Genomic DNA, 18,777 nt, shown 5'->3' with positions numbered 1-18,777 from the left:
CGTACGGCGGGCGGCCGGCGGCACGGGCGGCTCCGGTCAGAGCTGCCCCTTCAGCGCGCGGGCGTTCGACGCGCACCAGTGCACCAGTTCGGCGCGGACCGGGGCGCGGCCCTCGCACAGCACGGCGAGCTGTTCGTCGTTGATCCGGTTGGGCCCCGGGATCTCCAGCAGGTACGCCAGTTCCGCCAGGACGGTGGCGAGCCGCTCCGCGTCCGCGTGGTCCAGGGTGACCGCGGACTCGTGGTGGCTGATGGTGAGCGAGCCGGGCATGATCGACCTCCTCCGTCACCCCCGCCCTCCACCGTACGACCGGGTCGGCCGCCCCGCCCGCCGCGGAGGCGTACGTGCGCGGGAGGGGCAGCCGGTTGCGCTCCGGGGCCGGCCGGGCGCGGTGCGCGGTGGGCCGGGGGTGCGCCCCGGAGCCGTCCGAGGGGTTGGTCAGCTGTCCGGGCCCTCCTCCCAGCGGCGGTTCCGTACCGCCGGTACGGCCAACACTACGGCCCCGGCCGCCAGTTGCCAGACAGCCCCGATCAGCAACACGGTGTCCGCGCCGAACCGGCCCGCCAGCGGACCGGCCGCCGCCAGCCCGAGCGGGCCGAGGGCGAAGGAGCCCAGCACGCCGAAGGCCGTCATCCGGCCGAGCAGTTCGACCGGCACCCACTTCTGCGTGGTGGTGCTGTAGAGCGTCCCGCAGACCGCCGAACCGACCCCGGCCACCACCGCGCCCGCGGCCACCCAGGGCAGCCCGGCCCCGGCCGCGAGCACCCCGGAGGGCACCGCCCAGGCCAGCGCCGCCACGGACGCCACCGCGAGCGGACGGGCGGGCGCGCGGCCGAGCATCAACAGGCCGCCCAGCACCGCGCCGGCGCCATACCCGCCCATCACCAGGCCCCAGGCCCGGGCGCCGCCGAGGTCCCGCTGCGCGAGCAGCGGGCCGAGCACCAGGAAAGGGGCCCACACCAGCAGGTTGAACAGGCCGGTCTGCACGGTGGTGATCCACAGCCACGGGCGGGCGGTGAACTCCGACCAGCCGGCCCGGACGTCCCGGACCATCGACTCCCCGCCGACCGCCGCCGGCCGCGCCGGCAGCCGCAGCCCGGCCAGCGCGACCGCGCCGACGCCGTACGTCACCGCGTCGGCCAGCAGCACCGCCGCCGGGCCCCAGGCGGCGGTGACCAGGCCGGCGGTGGCGGGGCCGGCCACGGTGGACACCGAACGGGCCAGCCCCAGCAGGGTGTTGGCGTCCGCCATCAGTTCCTTGCGGCGTACCAGGTCGGGCACGATCGCGCCGAAGGCCGGCATGAACAGCCCCTCGCCGACCCCCCAGACCGCCACCAGCGCGACCATCGCCCAGACCGGCGCGTGCCCGGCCGCCAGCAGCCCGGCGAACAGCGCCTGGACCAGGCCGCGCACCACGTCCGAGCCCAGCATCACCCGGCGGCTGCCGAGCCGGTCCGCGATCACCCCGCCGGCCAGCAGCACCAGCACCACCGGGAGGATCCGGGCCGCCATCACCCACCCGAGGTCGGTACCGCTTCCCGCGGTCCCGTCTCCCCCGGTGTCGAGCACCGCGAAGGCCACCGCGACCGGCGCCATCGAGGAGCCGACGAGGGAGGTCGTGTACCCGATGAAGAAGCGGGTGAAATCGCGCTCGCCCAGCACGGCGAGACGGTCTCCCGGGCGCCTTCGGCGGGCCGGGATCCGGTCTGTGTCCACTGCCATGGGCAGCCAGTCTGGGGTTCGACGGGAGTGCGGTTCAAGGGTTTCCGGGAGAAAACCTGAGTCTTTTCGCATCAATTTCACGAGGCTGGCGACAACCGCAGTAAATGCCCCGTCGAAAGGCCTCTCACCTGCCACTTGCTAGCCGTTTACCGCGAAACGCGGGTAACATCGAGCGCCTTCGAGAATGTCGCCGGAATGCCGTTTACTGCGGAAAGAGGTCGGACCGTGGCAGAGCTCCCACCGGTCGAGTACGCCGTCGCCGTCGAGCGCTACCTGGCCGCCTCCGGGCTCTCCGACGGCTCCCGCCGGATCTACCGGATCGCGCTGGACACCTGGGCGTGGGCACTCGCCGACCGGCCCGCCCCCACCGGCCACGAACGGCGGCGCGCCCGGCCGCCCGTCCTGCCGCTCGCCCTGCTCGACCATCCCGACGCCGCCGCGCGGCTCCGCGCCGCGGCCGCCCGGCGCGGCGCAGACACCGACCCGCGCACCCTCAACCGGGAACTCTCCACCCTGCGCGCGGCCGTGGCCTGGTGGCGGGCCAGGGGCTGGCTCGACGACGACCCGACCGCCGACCTCCGCCCCCACCGGCTGCCCGAACCCGCCGAACCCGCCCTGGACGCCGAACAGTTGCGCACCCTCTTCGCCCTCCGCGCGCCACTGCGCGAACAGACGCTCTGGCACCTGCTGCACGAGTCCGGCGCCCCGATCGAGACCGTCCTCGCCCTGGACACCGACCACCTCGACCTGCCCCGCCGCCGCACCCGTCACGGATACCCCGCCGTCCACTGGCAGTCCGGCACCGCCCGGCTGCTCCCCCTCCTCATGGCCGGCCGCGCCGCCGGCCCGCTCTTCCTCACCGACCGCCGCGCCCCCGCCGGCACCCCCGCCCGCGACCGCTGCCCCCACACAGGCCACGCCCGCCTCTCCTACCGGCGCGCCGCCGAACTCTTCTCCGCCCACACCCGACCCCTCGGCCCGGACTGGACCCTCCGCCGGCTCCGGTCGGCGCGGTAGCCGCGCGGCCATCGGCCGGAGGCGCCATTGGCTCCGCGCCGCCGTTACGCAGCCGATGGGCGGCCGTGACACGACCGGCCGAGGACCGCGACACGGCCCTCCTACCGTCGTCCACGACGCCACCGGCCGACCCCTTCGAACCGGCCGGGAGGGCGTCCACGACGAGGACGTACGCGTCCGGCGCCGACGACGGACGTCCCGCGACACCAGCACGGCGGACCCCGCGAACCGCACCGCGGAGCGGCGTCCACCACGCACCGACCGATGCAGAGGGAGACACCCCGCATGAGCCGTACCCACCGTTCGCCCGCCCGCCGCGTCCTGGCGGCCTGCGCCCTGACCGGCGCCGCGCTGCTGGCCACCGTCACCGGCGGGCAGGCCTGGGCCGACAGCGCGCCGAAGCCCGCCGCCCCCAGCGTCGCCAGCCCGAACGTCGACGCGGCGGCGAAGACCTCCGCGCCCGCACCGGCCGCCCCGAGGGCCGAGGCCCCGAAGCCCGAGGCCTCGCCCGCCGTGGCCGTTCCCAGGAACGCCGCCTCGCCCGCCCCGGCCGCGCCCGGCGGCGCCCAGCCGGCGCAGGTCCGCGAGGTGCCCAAGGGCGCCGCGCAGGCCGGTGACGGCTCCGCCGCCTCCGACGGCTCCGGCCTGATGCTCGCCGGCGGCGGCACCGTCGCGGCCGTCGGCGCCGCGGGCCTGGGCTTCGCCCTCCTGCGCCGCCGCTCCGGTGCGCGCGGCTGACACCGGTCCCGAGTCCGCCGGGCACCCCGGCGCCGCTTCCCCGTACCCGGCCAGTCGGGGAAGCGGCGCCGGGGCCGCCCCGGTGGCGGGGACCGACAGCCGCCGACGCGCCAAGGGCCGCCGGCGGGGGCGCCGACGCGCCGCCCGGCCCGGCCCGGGCCCGCTGAGCCGTACCGCCTTCGGCACCGCGGGCCTGCTCTGCCTGGTGCTCGGCACCTCGCTCGCCCTGTCCGGACGGGAGACCCCGGTGGTACGGGTCGAGACCTCCGGGCACGGCAGCGGGGGGACCGACGCCCCGGCGGCGGCCCAGGGCGCCGGGGCCACGACCGGCACCGCGCCCGCCGCACCCGCCGCTCCCAAGCCGTACCCGCCCTCGCCGCCGACCCGGCTGCTGGTCCCCTCCGTCGGGGTGGACGCCCCGGTGGCCGAACTCGGCCTGAACCCCGACGGCACCGTCGAGGTGCCGCCGACCGACCGGGGCGACGAGGTCGGCTGGTACCGCAACGGCCCCACCCCCGGCGAGACCGGCCCCGCCGTGCTCATCGGGCACTACGACACCGCGCACGGCCCGGCGGTCTTCAAGCAGCTGCCGAAGCTCCGGCCCGGCGAGCTGATCCGGATCCGGCGCGCGGACGGCGCCACCGTGGACTTCAAGGTCCGCACCCTGCTCCAGGCCGCCAAGGACCGCTTCCCGACCGAGCAGGTGTACGGTGACACGCCCGCGCCCGCACTGCGGCTGATCACCTGCGGCGGACGGATCGGCTCGGACGGCCACTGGACGGACAACATCATCGTGCTGGCGGACCTGGCCTGACGCCGACGCCGCCCCGCCCGGCCCGGTCCGGCCCGACGGCGGGACACGGGGCCGCGTCCCGGAACCGGAGCCCCCGTGGAACCGGCCCGACGACGGCACGGGCCCCGCCGCGGAACCGCCGGCCGCCGTTCGCGCGACCTACCACCGGGGCGGTGACGGGAGCGACGGCCGAAACGTCGCCGCAGATCAGGAGGACGACACCGACCGTGGCAGCAACCCCACCATCCCGCCGCCGACCCGGCGCCGCCCCGGTGGCCACCCTGGCCGGCCTGGTCGTCGTCCTCGCCCTCGCCGCCCTGGCCTTCGGCCCCGCCACCCCCGGCGAGCTGCGCGACCAGGGCCCGGCCGAGGCCGTCACCCCGCCGCCGGTGCCCCGGCCGCTCTGGCCGCAGCTGCCCACCTCCCCGCCGCCGGCCACGCCCGCGGCCGGTGCCACCCAGGAGCCGCCGCAGCCCGTACCGGACCTGACCGTCCCCGGGCGCGACATCACCGCGGTCGACGTCCGCACCGTCCTCGCCAAGGACCCGATGGTGGGCCCGGAGGAGCGGCAGGCCCTCGGCACCTGCGCCGACTGCGAGGTCCGCGCCCCCGAGTTCCGCGACGTCACCGGGGACGGGCAGCCCGAGCTGATCTCCGTCGTCGTCACCCCCGGGCGGGTCGTGCTGCACGTCTACACCCTCGTCGGGGACCGCCTGCTGCCCGTCCTCCAGGTGCCGGTCCAGCCGGCGTTCAGCGCCGCGACCATCGGCCCCGACCTCTGGCTGTACGAGCCGACCAGCGCCTACGTCCAGACCAGCAGCCACTACCAGTGGGACGGGGCCAGGCTCGCCCTGAAGGAACGCCGGGACGAGGGCGTCGGCGTGCTGCCGCCCACCGGCCCGCCCACGGGCCCGGCCACCGGCCCGGACACCGGCCGGGCGGCCACCGCCACGCCCGAAGCCAGCCCGGGACCGGTGCGCCGCACCCCCCTCGCGCCGCAGCCCGCGGCCCCCGGGGCCGCCGTCCCGTCCCCGCGCGGCGCCCGGCCGTCCACCGCGCCCTCCGCCCCCGCCGTGCTCCCGGAAGCGAAGCGATGACCACCCCCGCAGGCACCGACCCCACCCGCGCCGGCGCCGCCGGCACCCCCGCCCACCCGCACATCCTCCTGGTCGAGGACGACGAGGTGATCCGCGAGGCCACCCGGATGGCCCTGGAACGCTACGGCTTCCCGGTCACCACGGCGGCCGACGGCCTGGAGGGTCTGGAGGCCTTCCACGCCGTCCGGCCCGACCTCCTCCTGCTCGACGTCATGCTGCCGCTGCTCGACGGGGTCGGCCTCTGCCGCCGGATCCGCGAGGAGAGCCAGTTGCCGATCCTGATGATGTCCGCCCGCACCGATCCGGTGGACGTGGTCTCCGGGCTGGAGGCCGGCGCCGACGACTACGTGGTCAAGCCCTTCGAGAGCGCCGTCCTGGTCGCCCGGATCCGTACCGTGCTGCGCCGCGTCCGGGTCGGCCCGGCGGCCGACACCCCGCCACCGCCGCCACCGCCGCCACCGCCGGTCGTCCCCGGGACTCCGCAGCCGCCGGAGGCCCCCGCCCCCTCTCCCGCCCCCTCCCCCGCCGTGCGCAGCTTCGACGGCCTCCAGGTGGACACCGACAGCATGGAGGTCCGGGTCGACGGCCGCCTCGTCCCGCTCACCCCCACCGAACTGCGGCTGCTGCTGGAGTTCACCGCCGCGCCCGGGATCGTGCTGGAGCGCTCCACCCTGCTCGAACGCGTCTGGGACTACGAGTGGGGCGCCGACACCCGGGTCGTGGACGTCCACGTGCAGCGGCTGCGCGCCAAGATCGGCTCCGGCCGGATCGAGACCGTCCGCGGGTTCGGCTACAAGCTGCGGCGCCCGGCATGACCCTGCGCCGCCAGATCGCCACCGCCGTCGCCGCCATCGCCGTCCTGGTCGCGGTGGCCGTCGGCCTGCTGGTCCACCAGGCGATGATCCGTCAGCACGTCGACCAGGCCCGTGCCTCCGCACTCGCCGTCCTCGACTCCGCCCTGGACGACTACGGCCGCGGCGGCGCCCCGGCCGGCCGGGGCGCCGCCGTGAACGACCCGGCCCTGCCCGAGCGGCTGCGCGCCCTCGCCGCGAGCGGCCGGCACGGCTCGCTGCTCGCCGCCGACGGCAGCGGAGAGTCGATGTGGGCGGCCGGCCCGGTGCAGAACGGGGTGCTGTCCGTCCGGGTGGACTTCGCCCAGGACCGGCGGGCCATCGCGGACCTGGACCGGATCATCCTGCTCACCGTCGTCGCCGCGGTCTTCACCACCGTGCTGGCCGGCGTGCTCGTCGCCGACCGGATCAGCCGCCGGCTGCGCACCGCGGCCACCGCCGCCCGGGGCATCGCGGCCGGCGGGACGGACACCCGGATCGGCGAACTCGTCGACGGCAAGGACGAGGTGGCCGACCTCGCCGCCGCCGTCGACCTGATGTCCCGCACCCTGCACCGGCGGCTGGAGGACGAGCAGCGCTTCACCGCGGACGTCGCCCACGAGCTGCGCACCCCGCTCACCGGGCTGGTCACCGCCGCCGAACTGCTGCCGCCGGGCCGCCCCACCCAGCTCGTGCAGAACCGGGTCCAGGCGCTGCGCGGCCTGGTCGAGGACCTGCTGGAGGTGTCCCGCCTGGACGCGGACGCCGAGTCCCCCGACCTCTCCGCCGTCCCCCTGGAACGCGCGGCCCGCCGCACCGTCACCCTCACCGGCCTGGACGTCACCGTCGACGTCACCGCCGACCGGCGGGTCCGCACCGACCTGCGCCGGCTGGACCGCATCCTCGGCAACCTCCTCCTCAACGCCCACCGCCACGGCGCCGGCCCGGTCCACCTGCACGTCGACGGCCCGCGGATCACCGTCCGCGACCACGGCCCCGGCTACCCCGAGGACCTCCTGCGGCACGGCCCCCAGCGCTTCCGCACCAACGCCCCCGAACGCGGCCGCGGCCACGGCCTCGGCCTCACCATCGCCACCGGCCACGCCCGCGTCATCGGCGCCACCCTGACCTTCGCCAACCACCCCGAGGGCGGCGCCCTCGCCACCCTCACCCTCCCCCCGGACTGACCCCGGCAACGCCGAAGGGCCGGCCCGACACCCGTCGGACCGGCCCTTCCCACTGCTGCGCGGAGCCCCCTGTCGGGTTCGAACCGACGACCCCCGCTTTACAAGAGCGGTGCTCTGGCCAGCTGAGCTAAGGAGGCACGGTGGCCGTCCGCGACGGATCACGGCGGCACCGGGGGGCAGTCTACCGGGCCCGGGTGGCGAGGTGGGGGGATATCCGGGGGTTGGCGGGACGGGTGGGCGTGATGGAACCGATGCCGAAATCGGGTGGGGTGGGGGCTGACAAGCGGCGGGAGCGCAGGTAGCGTCGCCGGGAGCCGGTTCGTTCAGTGGTCCAGACCACTGGTGGCCGGCGGAGTACCTCGGACCCCTTTACTCGGATCGTCCGGCACGTTCCTGCCGGTGAAGGAGAGCAACGACCATGGCTTCTGTCACGTACGACAAGGCGACCCGCGTCTACCCCGGGGCGGACAAGCCCTCGGTGGACGCGCTGGACCTGGAGATCGCGGACGGCGAGTTCCTCGTGCTGGTCGGCCCCTCGGGCTGCGGCAAGTCGACCAGCCTGCGCATGCTGGCCGGCCTGGAGGACGTCAACACCGGGGCGATCCGGATCGGCGACCGCGACGTCACCCACCTGCCGCCGAAGGACCGGGACATCGCCATGGTGTTCCAGAACTACGCGCTCTACCCGCACATGACCGTCGCCGACAACATGGGCTTCGCACTCAAGATCGCCGGCGTGAACAAGGCGGAGATCCGCACCAAGGTCGAGGAGGCCGCGAAGATCCTCGACCTCACCGCGCTGCTGGACCGCAAGCCGAAGGCGCTCTCCGGCGGTCAGCGCCAGCGCGTCGCGATGGGCCGCGCGATCGTCCGCCAGCCGCAGGTCTTCCTGATGGACGAGCCGCTGTCGAACCTGGACGCCAAGCTCCGCGTCTCGACCCGCACCCAGATCGCCGGCCTCCAGCGCCGCCTGGGCATCACCACGGTGTACGTCACCCACGACCAGACCGAGGCGCTCACCATGGGCGACCGGGTCGCGGTGCTCAAGGACGGTCTGCTCCAGCAGGTCGACACCCCGCGCACCATGTACGACAAGCCCGCCAACCTCTTCGTGGCCGGCTTCATCGGCTCGCCGGCCATGAACCTGGTCGAGGTGCCGCTGGTGGACGGCGGCGTGAAGTTCGGCGGCTCGGTCGTCAACATCTCCCGCGAGGACCTGGCCGGCGCCGGCACCGACAAGACGGTGACCGTCGGCGTGCGCCCCGAGCACTTCGAGATCGTCCCGTCGGGCGGCATCGAGGGCGTCGCGGTGACCGTCAACGTGGTCGAGGAGCTCGGCTCGGACGGCTTCGTCTACGGCACCACCCAGATCGGCGGCCAGGACCACGACCTGGTCGTCCGCGTGCCCGGCCGCCAGATCCCGGCCCGCGGCGAGACCATCCACGTCGTGCCGATCGCCAACGAGACCCACGTCTTCTCCACCAGCTCCGGCCTGCGCCTGAGCAACTGACGCAGCCTCCGCGCGACACCGGAGCCCGTCGGACCCCCGCGGTCCGGCGGGCTCCGTCCGTACACCCCCCGTCAACCCGGCAAGGGGACAAAACCGGACACCGTGTCACTCGATGGTGTAACGGAGGGCGATCTGGCCCGCACGCACCGCTACTCTCCTGAGGGTGAAGCAGCTAGTGCGCCGTATCGGCCAGACCGTCGCCCTGACCCTGCCGGTCGTCCTGGTGACCACCGGCACCCTCGCCGTGACCCGGGTCCCGTGGGCCCCGCCGACCGGGCTCGACCAGCAGGTCGTGGCGGCCTCCAGCGGCGACGGCGCCGGGATCGGGCGTTCCAACAACGCGGCCGGCGCCGCGGCCAAGGGCTCGGACGGGCTCGCCCCGCAGGAGTCGCTGCGGGTGGCGCTGCTGGACGAGCTGCGCGCGAAGAACCCCTCCGCCGCGCTGGACCTGCTGGAGCGCTCGATGCGCGAGCAGCCGTCGCTGACGCCGTACTGCACCTCGCTGGCCGGTGAGCTGGGCAAGGCGGCGGTGCGCAAGTACCAGGGCGACGTCCAGCGGGCCCGCTCCTTCGCCCGCCCGGTCTGCGACGGGTCGTTCGCGGCCGGCGTCGTCGGCTGAGGAGCCGGAGAGGCCCCGAGCCGGGCCGGGGAAGGCCGGAGACGACCGGGGAGTCGGGAGTGCCACGGCCCCTGAGCGGGCCGCGGCAACGGAAGCCCCCGAGGCGGCGGACGCCTTCGTCCGCCGCCTTATTGTTCAGGCATGACCGCTGACTCCGGCCCCGCCGCCGACCTCCCGTCCGCCGCCCCGCACCCCCGGCCCCGCCCGCCGCGGCCGACCACGACGCCCGTCACCCAGGCCGTCATCCTGGCCGGCGGTCAGGGCTCCCGGCTGCGCCCCTACACGGACGACCGCCCGAAGCCGCTGGTCGAGATCCCCGGGACGGGCACGCCGATCCTCGGCCACCAGCTGGCCTGGCTGGCCGAGGAGGGCGTCACCGACGCCGTGGTCTCCTGCGGCCACCTCGCCGGCGTGCTGGAGGAGTGGCTGGACAAGGCGGACCTGCCGCTGCGGGTGCGCACGGTGGTCGAGGCGGAGCCGCTCGGACGCGGTGGCGGGCTCAAGTACGCGGCCAAGGCGCTGCCCCGCCCGGACGAGCCCTGGTACGCCACCAACGGCGACATCTGGACCCGCTTCAGCCTGCGCGAGATGGCCGCCTTCCACCACGAGCGGGACGCCGTCGCGACGCTCGCGCTGGCCCGGCCGCGGATCCCCTGGGGCGCGGTGGAGACCGACCAGTTCGGCAACGTGCTGGACTTCATCGAGGCCCCGCCCTCGCCCTTCCTGATCAACGCCGGCCTGTACGTGTTCAGCCCGGAGTTCGCCGGGCTGCTGCCGGACGTGGGCGACCACGAGCGCACCACCTTCCCCCAACTCGCCCGCGGCAAGCGGCTGGCGGGCTACCAGCTGCCGCAGGGCGTGTACTGGCGGGCCATCGACACCGCCAAGGACCTCACCGAGGCCGCCAAGGAGCTCGCCTCCGGCGCGGGCCGGGCGCCCCGGTAACCGGCCCACCGGCGAAGGGCGCGACCGGCGCCCCGGCCCACCGGCGACCGGCGACCGGCGACCGGCCCACCGCACGCGGACGCACGTCGGCCGGGTGCTCCCCCACGGAGCACCCGGCCGATCGTCGTCCCGGGGGGCCTCAGGTCGCGGTCGGCGCCCCCGGGTGGGTGGCCCGACCGCCGGACAGGTCGGTCAGCGGCGCGCTGCCCAGCACCCCGCCGAGCAGTCCGCCGGAGGTGGGACTGGACTTGGGCGCCGATCCCGCGCCGCCGGCGGCCGGGGTGCTGCGCGACGCGGGAGCGGTGCCGCCCGAGCCGCCGGACGGCGCGGACGCGGCCGGGGAGGCGCCCGACCCGGCCTCCGCCTTGGCCGAGTGCCCCTTGCCGCTCGGCGTCGGGGTGGCCGGCTTGGCGGACGGCGTGGTGGACGGGGCGGGCGCGCTCGGCGTCGGGGTGGCCGGGCGCGGGGTGGCGGGCGGGGGCGTGGTGGACGTGCCCTTGCCGCCGGGGGCGCCCGACGGGCTGCCGGACGGCCAGACCGGGGTGCCGTAGTCGGTGGCGGGGCGGTCCGGCGCCTGGTGCGCCCGGGCACCGGTGCGGACGGCGGCGCCGAGCATCGAGCCGAGCAGCAGGGTCAGGCCGACCACGACGGTGGTGACGACGGTGCCGCGGCGCAGCACCCGGCGGCGCAGCGCCCCGGGCGCGTCCGCGCCGAACCGGCGCCAGGCCTCCAGGCTGAGCCGCCCGTCCAGCGAGGCGAACGGCGCCCCGGCGATCAGCAGCGGGCTCCACGCCGCGAGGAAGATCAGGTCCGGGGTGTCGTAGACCGGGACGGCCCGCCAGCTGACGGTGAACAGCAGCGCGGCGGAGAGCGCCATCGCCGCGCCGGCGGCGAACCGCTGCCAGAGGCCGAGGACGGTCAGCACGCCGACCACGATCTGGGTGAACGACACCACCAGGCCGGCGCCCACCGGGTGCGCCATGGCGAAGGCCAGCAGCGGTTCGGCGACCTTCCAGGGGTGCAGCGAGGAGAGCCAGCGCATCATCGAGCCGCGCTCGCCGCCGTCGAAGTACACCGGGTCGCAGAGCTTGCTGAACCCGGCGTAGACCGAGAGCGAGCCGAGGACGGCGCGCAGCGGCAGCAGCACCAGGCCGAGGTCGACCCGGCGGCCCGGGTACCAGGGCTGCTTGCCCTCGGCATCGACGGCGGAGACCTCGGGCAGCTCGCCGCTCGGGGTCCAGCCGTGCGGCTCGCCGACCGGGCCGACGCCCGCGTCGGTGGCGGTGCCGGTGCCCTCGCGGGGCTGGCGCGGCAGGGCCCGGGCACCCGCGAGGGACGGGAGCAGCTGGGTGTCCGCGTCGACCAGGCGGACGCCGCCGGCCGAGGTGCCGCCCTGGCGCACCGCCTCCAGCAGCTGGGTGGCCGCGAGGTCCCCGGGAGGTGCCTGGCCGGTCCAGGTGACGGCGGTGACCCGGCCCTTGCGGCGCGGTGCGCCGCCGGCGCCGGCCCCGGCCCCGACCCCGGCCAGCACCGGGACGGTGGAGGCCGGCACGACGACCTGCGGGGTGACCAGCGGACGACGGATCAGGCCCTGGTTGGCGTACGGGTCGCCGAACGCGGCGCCGGTGGACAGCAGTCCGGCCGGGGCCTCGATCAGCGGCGCCACCGGGGCGCCGAGCCGGAGCCGGAAGCTCGCCTGGGTGCTGCTGAGCCGCGAAGGGTCCGACTCCACCTTGACGGTGTTGAGGCCGGGGCCCGCGTCTATCCCGGTGCTGCCGTCGCCGAACAGGGGGCGCCGAGGTGTTCTGGTGTCCACGCCCGTCTAACCGGGTGACCGCCGCTTTGGACACTCTCCCGGGTGGATGTCCGGCGCACCATTGAAGTGATCATGAAAAAAGCGATCGGGCCCGGTCGGGCCCGATCGCCTTTCACTCGGATTGCGGGGAATTCAGGAGATCGCCTGCGCTCCGCGTCCCGGCCGTGCTCGGCGCCCGGCCGGTCTCAGGGCACCCGGCAGAGTTCGGCCGTGCCCCTGAGAACCTCAGCGCTTGGCGCGCAGCCGAGCGGCCTCGTACAGCACGATGCCCGCCGCGACACCGGCGTTCAGCGACTCGGTCAGGCCGGACATCGGGATCCGGACCCGCATGTCGCAGGTCTCCGAGACCAGCCGGGACAGGCCCTTGCCCTCGCTGCCCGCGACGATCACCACCGGGCCGGTCAGCAGCTCCAGGTCGCCGATCTCGGCCTCGCCGTCGGCGGCCAGGCCGACCACCATCAGGCCGGCCTTCTGGTAGGCCTCCAGGGTGCGGGTCAGGTTGGTGGCCCGGGCGACGGGCAGCCGGGCCGCGGCGCCGGAGGAGGTCTTCCAGGCACCGGCGGTCATGCCGGCCGCGCGGCGCTCGGGGATGACCACGCCGTGCGCGCCGAAGGCGGCGGCGGAGCGGACCACGGCACCCAGGTTGCGCGAGTCGGTCACGCCGTCCAGCGCGATGATCAGCGCGTCCTGGCCGGCGTCGGAGGCCTCCTCCAGGAGGTCCTCGGGGTGCGCGTACTCGTACGGCGGCACCTGGAGCACCAGGCCCTGGTGGTTCATCCCGCCGGTCATCTGGTCCAGCTGGGCCCGGGGGGCCTCCATCAGCGGGATGCCGCGGTCGTTGGCGGCCTGGAAGGCGTCGCGGACGCGGTCGTCGGTGTCGATGAACTGCTGGACGTACAGCGCGTTGGCCGGCACGTCGCCCTGCAGGGCCTCGACCACCGAGTTGCGGCCGAAGACCAGCTCGGCGCTGCCCGCGCCGCCGCGGCCGCCACGACCGCCGCCGCCGGCCCGGCGCATGCCGGCGCGGGCCTTGGCGTCCCGCTCGCGCTTGAGCGCGGCGTTGGCGGCGCGCTGCTTGGGGTGGCCCTTGCGCTCGGCGCCGGGCGGGGTCGGGCCCTTGCCCTGGAGGGCCTTCCGGCTGTGCCCGCCGGTACCGACAGACGCGCCCTTCTTCGATCCGGGGTTGCGGCGGTTCCTGCGCTGGCTGTTGCCGGCCATGGCTGTACTTCCTGTCTGTCCGGCATGCCCCGGCCGTCCCGGTCTGCCCGGTGGCGGCCGACGGCATGCGCTACGTCATGCGGGAGGGCCGCACCGGTCCGGTACGGCCCACCCATCACCCCGATCGTCGGATGGGGTTACTGGCTGTTGATCGTCCAGCGCGGGCCGGACGGGGTGTCCTCGATCGCCAGCCCGGCCAGGCCGAGCTGGTCGCGGATGGCATCCGCGGTGGCGAAGTCCTTGCGCTCGCGCGCCGCCTGCCGCTGGTCCAGGACCAGGCGGACCAGCGAGTCGACCACGCCGTGGAGGTCCTCGCCGCGCTCCGTCCCGGCCCAGTGCGGGTCGAGCGGGTCGAGTCCCAGTACACCGAGCATCGCACGGACCTCGGCCAGTCGCGCCACCACGCTCTCCTTGTCGTCCGCGTTCAGGGCGCTGTTGCCCTGGCGGACGGCGGTGTGCACGACGGCCAGCGCCTGCGGCACACCGAAGTCGTCGTCCATCGCCTCGGCGAAGGCCGGCGGCACCTCGGGCGCCGCGTCGACCGAGCCGCAGCGCTCGACGGCGCGCTGGACGAAGCCCTCGATCCGGCCGAAGCCGGCCTCGGCCTCGCGCAGCGACTCCTCGCTGTACTCGATCATCGAGCGGTAGTGCGGGGCGGCCAGGTAGTAGCGGAGCACGATCGGCCGCCACGCCCGGACCATCTCGGAGACCAGCACCGAGTTGCCCAGCGACTTGCTCATCTTCTCGCCGGCCATGGTGACCCAGGCGTTGTGCACCCAGAAGTTGGCGAAGTCGTCGCCGTAGGCCTTGGACTGGGCGATCTCGTTCTCGTGGTGCGGGAAGATCAGGTCCAGCCCGCCGCCGTGGATGTCGAAGGCCGTGCCCAGGTACTTGTGGGCCATCGCCGAGCACTCCAGGTGCCAGCCCGGACGGCCGCGGCCCCACGGGGTCTCCCAGCTCGGCTCGCCCGGCTTGGCGGCCTTCCACATCGCGAAGTCGCGCTGGTCCCGCTTGCCGGTCTCGCCCTCGCCCTCCGGCTGGCGCAGGTCGTCCAGCTTCTGGTTGGAGAGCGCCAGGTAGTCGGGGTACGAGCGCACGTCGAAGTAGACGTTGCCGTCGGCCGCGTAGGCGTGGCCCTCGGCGATGAGCCCCCGCATCATCTCGATCATCTCGGGGATGTGCCCGGTGGCCCGCGGTTCGACGGTCGGCCGCAGGCAGCCGAGGGCGTCGTAGCCGTCGTTGAAGGCGCGCTCGTTCTCGTAGGCGATCTGCCACCACGGCGTGCCGAGCTCGCGCTCCTTGGCGATGATCTTGTCGTCGATGTCGGTGACGTTGCGGGCGAAGGTCACCTGGTAGCCGCGGTAGGCGAACCACCGCTGCATGAGGTCGAAGTTGAGGTACGACCGGATGTGCCCGATGTGTGGCGCCGACTGGACGGTAGCGCCGCACAGGTAGATCGAGACACAACCCGGTACAAGCGGGACGAAGTCGCGTACCTGGCGGGTGCTGGTGTCGTACAGACGAATGCTCACAGCGTCAAGCGTAGTGGGCACCGGGGGGTGCCCCGCCACATTCCCCGGGACAACGGGGGCGCGGTCCCGGGGAAACGGTGCGGCGCGGGCGGGTGGATCAGATGTTGCCGACCACCTTGCGCGGGGAGATCCGCACGACCACCCGGACGTCCTCCGGGCCGTCCCAGCCGTAGTCCTTGCCCATGTACTTGTGGGACAGCTCGTCGATCAGCTCCCGCCCGCCCTCGGTGGTCAGCGTGGCCTCGCCGCGCGCCTCGAAGTACTCGTACGGGTTGTCCTTCGAGTTGATGACCAGCGACACCCTGGGGTCCCTGACCAGGTTGAGGTGCTTGCGGCGGCCCTGGACGGTGGAGAACAGGATGTCGTCGCCGTCCCGCTTGACCCAGACCACCGAAGCCTGCGGGCTCCCGTCGGGCTGGATCGTGGAGACCACGGCGAAGCTCTTGCTGTCGAGCAGATCCTTGACCTTGTCGGCGAGTTCGACACCCATCGGAAACCTCTTCTCGTCGCGGCGCGCGGCCCGAGCGGAAGCCCCGCACGGGCCCGAGTCGAACACTAGCGACTCGGGCCCCGGGGACACCCGGTGAACACCCGTCAGGCGCGGGATCTTCCGGCCCGCTCACCGCGTACGGCTCAACGCCGCTCGTACACCAGCGCGGTGGCGATCGCGGCCAGGCCCTCGGCCCGGCCGGTCAGCCCCAGCCCGTCGGTGGTGGTGCCGGAGACGGACACCGGGGCGCCGGCCGCCCCGGACAGCGCGGCCTGCGCCTCGGCCCGGCGCTTGCCGATCTTCGGCCGCACGCCGATCACCTGGACCGCGACGTTGCCGATCTCGAAGCCGGCCTCGCGGACCAGCCGGGCCGCCTCCGCGAGCAGCTTCACCCCGGACGCGCCGGCCCACTCCGGGCGGTCGGTGCCGAAGTGGGCGCCCAGGTCGCCGATCCCGGCGGCCGAGAACAGCGCGTCGCAGGCGGCGTGCGCGGCGACGTCGGCGTCCGAGTGGCCGGAGAGCCCGGCCTCGGCGTCCGGCCACTCCAGCCCGGCCACCCAGAGCGGGCGGCCGGCCTCGAAGGCGTGCACGTCGGTGCCGATCCCGATCCGGGGGATCACGGGGGTCTGCGGGTCAGTAGGCATCGGCGGCCCTCCGGCGGGCGAGTACGGCCTCGGCGAGCACGAGGTCCAGTGGACGGGTGACCTTGAACGCCTCCTCGTGGCCGGGCACCACGACGACCCGGCCGCCGTAGCGCTCGACCAGGCCCGCGTCGTCGGTGACCGGCGGCGCGTCGGCGGTGCCCGCACCCTCCTCGGCCAGCGCCTTGGCGTGCACCTCGACCAGGGCGGCGCGGTCGAAGCCCTGCGGGGTCTGCACCGCGCGCAGGGTGGCGCGCTCGGGCGTGTCGAGCACCGGCTCGGGGCCGCCCGGGTTCGGCTCGACCCGCTTCACCGTGTCGGCCAGCGGCACCGCCGGCACCACGGCCCGCGCCCCGGCCCGGACGGCGGCCGCGACGGCGTCCACCACCTCGACCGGGACCAGCGGACGGGCCGCGTCGTGCACCAGCACGATCCCGACCTCGTCCGGGATGGCGGCCAGGCCGAGCCGGACCGACTCCTGGCGGGTCGCCCCGCCGGCCACCACCCGGATGTCCTTGCCGTCCAGCCCGTGGCTGTCCAGCAGGGCGACCACCTCGGCCACCCCGTCGGCGGGTGCGGCGACCACGACCAGGCCGACCGCCCGGCTGCGGGCCAGGGCCCGGACGGCGTGCACCAGGAGCGGCACGCCCCCCAGTTCCCGCAGGGCCTTCGGGGCTCCGGGCCCCAGCCGCTCACCGCGTCCGGCGGCGGGCACCACTGCTGCTGCGACTGCTCCTGACGCGTTCAGGTTTCACTCCTTCGGCGAAGTGGGTATGGCCATGGCGTGCCCGGCGGGCGCACCGGGCCCCTTCCGAAGAACCACGGTCCACCGCCCGCCGCACGGCTCCGCGAACTCCGCACGACAGCGGGTGCAGAAACGGTCTTGTCGGCCTCGGTCGGCCGGAGCGGGTGGCGTGGTCCGGACATGCCTCAGCGCCCGATGTGCCACTGCACCACTCCCGGACGGTCCGTCCGAGGAGTGGCGCGCCGGCACCGGGCGCTGTGAGCGTTGGGCGGCAGCCCGACCGCACTGCGGTGGCGTGCGCTACGAGGCGAGGACCTCGTCGAGCAGCGTCTCCGCCTTGTCCTCGTTGGTGTTCTCCGCCAGCGCGAGCTCGCTGACGAGGATCTGGCGCGCCTTCGCGAGCATCCGCTTCTCGCCGGCCGAGAGGCCGCGCTCGCGCTCGCGGCGCCAGAGGTCGCGGACGACCTCGGCGACCTTGATGACATCGCCGGAGGCGAGCTTCTCCAGGTTCGCCTTGTAGCGACGGGACCAGTTGGTCGGCTCTTCCGTGTACGGTGCCCGCAGCACCTCGAAGACCCGGTCCAGACCCTCCTGGCCGACTACATCGCGCACACCGACGAACTCCGCGTTCTCGGCGGGCACGCGGAGCGTCAGGTCTCCCTGCTGCACCTTGAGCACCAGGTAGGTCTTGTCCACACCTTTGATCTGGCGAGTTTCGATGGCCTCGATCAGCGCGGCCCCGTGATGGGGGTAGACCACCGTGTCGCCAACCTTGAACGTCATGTGACAGGACCCCTTCCGTGGCTTTCCAGAATAACACGCTTCTCGGCCCACCCGAAGGGCGTTTTCGCAGGTCAGGGCCGGTCTCGGGGCTTGACAAGGACCCCCATGACGTGCTGCGACCGGTGTTCGAGAGGGGCTTCCCGCAGGTCGGAGGCGGTTCCGGGGTTCGGCGAAACCCTTGCGCAACACCCCCGCAACCATGATTGGATCTTGAGCTTTCACCCCTTTCCGGGTCGCGACGCAATCGTTATTCGATCTTGGTCGAACCTTGTCCGTCGGGTGACCCGGACGTGCCGGACGCGGCGCCGGAGGTACCGCCGGACGGCCCTCGGCGGCCCCCGGGAGTGCGACACGGGGACCACCCCGTGAGGAGCGCATAAGCGAGGTCGATAATCTGAGACCTGACCGACCGACACGTGACCTAGGGAGAAGCCGCCGCCGTGAGCCGCAGCCTTCGACGCGGCAGCATCGCCGCCATCGCCGCCATCGCCATCGCCTCGCTGTCCTCCTGCGCCGCCGGCAACACGCCGGACACCCTGCAGATCAGGCCCGACAACGCCGCGGCGACCCTCGGCACGAACATCCGGCTGAACAACATCGTGGTCGTCACCGAGGAGGGCGCCGCGGGCGACCACACCGGTGCCGCCAACGTGGTCGTGAACATCGCGAACTCCGCGGACACCGCGACCGAGCTCCAGTCCGTCACCGTCGGCGGTGCCGCCGCGACCTTCAAGGACGCCGCCGGCGCCCCGCTGTCCGGCGTCGTCGTCCCGGCCGGCGGGTCGGTGGTGATCGGCGGCCAGGACAACCCGTCCGCCTACGTCGCCTCGGCGACCGTCCACGTCGGCGGCTTCGTCCCGACCGTCTTCACCTTCAAGGACGGCCGGAAGGTCGAGGCCCAGGCCGGCGTCAGCCCGGACTCGGGCGAGCACGGCCGCGGCCTCTACAAGGGCTTCGGGCCGACCTCGTCCCCGACCGCCACCCCCTCCAAGTCCGCCACCCCGGGTGCCACCGCCCCGGCCACCGGCGCCGCCACCCCCACCGGCACGGCCACCACTCCGGCCGCCCCGCCCGCGCACTGACGCCCCGCCCCG

At 74.8% G+C, this 18,777-nt stretch carries 19 protein-coding genes and 1 tRNA gene; 10 read left to right on the top strand and 10 right to left on the bottom strand.

Features of this window, described 5'->3' with window-relative positions; genetic code table 11:
• Positions 1-36 precede the first annotated feature (36 nt).
• Together ACFY0X_RS12800 and ACFY0X_RS12795 are read right to left on the bottom strand one after the other, a co-directional pair.
• The gene (locus tag ACFY0X_RS12800) at positions 37-270 is read right to left on the bottom strand and encodes a hypothetical protein (protein ID WP_387752839.1); all 234 of its coding nucleotides are present in this window, start codon (positions 268-270) and stop codon (positions 37-39) included.
• A gap of 168 nt (positions 271-438) precedes the next feature.
• On the bottom strand, positions 439-1,722 hold the full coding sequence (locus tag ACFY0X_RS12795; RefSeq protein ID WP_387752836.1) for an MFS transporter: 1,284 nt from the start codon (positions 1,720-1,722) through the stop codon (positions 439-441).
• 225 nt (positions 1,723-1,947) lie between these two features.
• On the opposite strand from ACFY0X_RS12795, the gene ACFY0X_RS12790 reads away from it, so the two are divergent.
• The 6 genes from ACFY0X_RS12790 to ACFY0X_RS12765 all read left to right on the top strand — a co-directional run bounded on the left by ACFY0X_RS12790 (position 1,948) and on the right by ACFY0X_RS12765 (position 7,384).
• Complete coding sequence (locus tag ACFY0X_RS12790) at positions 1,948-2,739, top strand: hypothetical protein (protein ID WP_387752834.1); 792 nt, start codon at positions 1,948-1,950, stop codon at positions 2,737-2,739.
• Between the two features lie 285 nt (positions 2,740-3,024).
• Positions 3,025-3,477: a hypothetical protein gene (locus ACFY0X_RS12785; protein ID WP_387752831.1), complete on the top strand. Its 453-nt coding sequence runs from the start codon at positions 3,025-3,027 to the stop codon at positions 3,475-3,477.
• A gap of 82 nt (positions 3,478-3,559) precedes the next feature.
• The gene (locus tag ACFY0X_RS12780) at positions 3,560-4,291 is read left to right on the top strand and encodes a class F sortase (protein ID WP_387752829.1); all 732 of its coding nucleotides are present in this window, start codon (positions 3,560-3,562) and stop codon (positions 4,289-4,291) included.
• A 206-nt stretch (positions 4,292-4,497) separates the two neighbouring features.
• Complete coding sequence (locus tag ACFY0X_RS12775; RefSeq protein ID WP_387752826.1) at positions 4,498-5,367, top strand: hypothetical protein; 870 nt, start codon at positions 4,498-4,500, stop codon at positions 5,365-5,367.
• A complete protein-coding gene (locus ACFY0X_RS12770) occupies positions 5,364-6,182 on the top strand; it encodes a response regulator (protein ID WP_387752823.1) in 819 nt (272 codons plus the stop codon). The genes ACFY0X_RS12775 and ACFY0X_RS12770 overlap by 4 nt, the downstream gene beginning before the upstream one ends.
• Positions 6,179-7,384 carry a sensor histidine kinase gene (locus tag ACFY0X_RS12765; protein ID WP_387752821.1) on the top strand — a complete coding sequence of 402 codons (1,206 nt, stop codon included), beginning with the start codon at positions 6,179-6,181 and terminating at the stop codon, positions 7,382-7,384. The genes ACFY0X_RS12770 and ACFY0X_RS12765 overlap by 4 nt, the downstream gene beginning before the upstream one ends.
• Positions 7,385-7,447: 63 nt before the next feature.
• Here the strand turns inward: ACFY0X_RS12765 and ACFY0X_RS12760 are convergent.
• Positions 7,448-7,521: transfer RNA gene (locus tag ACFY0X_RS12760), tRNA-Thr, on the bottom strand.
• A 281-nt stretch (positions 7,522-7,802) separates the two neighbouring features.
• Between ACFY0X_RS12760 and ACFY0X_RS12755 the strand changes: the two genes are divergently transcribed.
• From ACFY0X_RS12755 to ACFY0X_RS12745, 3 genes are all read left to right on the top strand, one after another.
• Positions 7,803-8,894 carry an ABC transporter ATP-binding protein gene (locus tag ACFY0X_RS12755; protein ID WP_387752818.1) on the top strand — a complete coding sequence of 364 codons (1,092 nt, stop codon included), beginning with the start codon at positions 7,803-7,805 and terminating at the stop codon, positions 8,892-8,894.
• A 163-nt stretch (positions 8,895-9,057) separates the two neighbouring features.
• Positions 9,058-9,513, top strand: coding sequence for a hypothetical protein (locus ACFY0X_RS12750; RefSeq protein ID WP_387752815.1), 456 nt, complete (start codon positions 9,058-9,060; stop codon positions 9,511-9,513).
• A gap of 141 nt (positions 9,514-9,654) precedes the next feature.
• Complete coding sequence (locus ACFY0X_RS12745) at positions 9,655-10,458, top strand: NDP-sugar synthase (RefSeq protein WP_387752812.1); 804 nt, start codon at positions 9,655-9,657, stop codon at positions 10,456-10,458.
• A gap of 139 nt (positions 10,459-10,597) precedes the next feature.
• On the opposite strand, the gene ACFY0X_RS12740 is transcribed toward ACFY0X_RS12745, so the two are convergent.
• From ACFY0X_RS12740 to ACFY0X_RS12710, 7 genes are all read right to left on the bottom strand, one after another.
• The gene (locus tag ACFY0X_RS12740; RefSeq protein ID WP_387752810.1) at positions 10,598-12,274 is read right to left on the bottom strand and encodes a DoxX family membrane protein; all 1,677 of its coding nucleotides are present in this window, start codon (positions 12,272-12,274) and stop codon (positions 10,598-10,600) included.
• Between the two features lie 225 nt (positions 12,275-12,499).
• Positions 12,500-13,492 carry a 23S rRNA (guanosine(2251)-2'-O)-methyltransferase RlmB gene (gene rlmB, locus ACFY0X_RS12735; protein ID WP_387752807.1) on the bottom strand — a complete coding sequence of 331 codons (993 nt, stop codon included), beginning with the start codon at positions 13,490-13,492 and terminating at the stop codon, positions 12,500-12,502.
• A 137-nt stretch (positions 13,493-13,629) separates the two neighbouring features.
• A complete protein-coding gene (gene cysS / locus ACFY0X_RS12730; protein ID WP_387752804.1) occupies positions 13,630-15,024 on the bottom strand; it encodes a cysteine--tRNA ligase in 1,395 nt (464 codons plus the stop codon).
• A gap of 97 nt (positions 15,025-15,121) precedes the next feature.
• A complete protein-coding gene (locus ACFY0X_RS12725) occupies positions 15,122-15,514 on the bottom strand; it encodes a PPOX class F420-dependent oxidoreductase (protein WP_387752802.1) in 393 nt (130 codons plus the stop codon).
• A gap of 143 nt (positions 15,515-15,657) precedes the next feature.
• Entirely contained in the window at positions 15,658-16,158 is a 501-nt protein-coding gene (gene ispF / locus ACFY0X_RS12720) for a 2-C-methyl-D-erythritol 2,4-cyclodiphosphate synthase (protein ID WP_387752800.1), read from the bottom strand.
• On the bottom strand, positions 16,148-16,903 hold the full coding sequence (gene ispD, locus ACFY0X_RS12715) for a 2-C-methyl-D-erythritol 4-phosphate cytidylyltransferase (RefSeq protein WP_387753189.1): 756 nt from the start codon (positions 16,901-16,903) through the stop codon (positions 16,148-16,150). The genes ispF and ispD overlap by 11 nt, the downstream gene beginning before the upstream one ends.
• Positions 16,904-17,200: 297 nt before the next feature.
• Entirely contained in the window at positions 17,201-17,683 is a 483-nt protein-coding gene (locus ACFY0X_RS12710) for a CarD family transcriptional regulator (protein WP_014136563.1), read from the bottom strand.
• Positions 17,684-18,123: 440 nt separating this feature from the next.
• On the opposite strand from ACFY0X_RS12710, the gene ACFY0X_RS12705 reads away from it, so the two are divergent.
• Positions 18,124-18,765: a DUF461 domain-containing protein gene (locus ACFY0X_RS12705; protein WP_387752797.1), complete on the top strand. Its 642-nt coding sequence runs from the start codon at positions 18,124-18,126 to the stop codon at positions 18,763-18,765.
• The last annotated feature ends 12 nt before the right edge of the window (positions 18,766-18,777 follow it).

The organism is Kitasatospora sp. NPDC001547, assembly GCF_042894165.1.
Classification (GTDB): Bacteria; Actinomycetota; Actinomycetes; order Streptomycetales; family Streptomycetaceae; genus Kitasatospora.
This window is presented reverse-complemented; position numbering and strand designations above follow the sequence as displayed.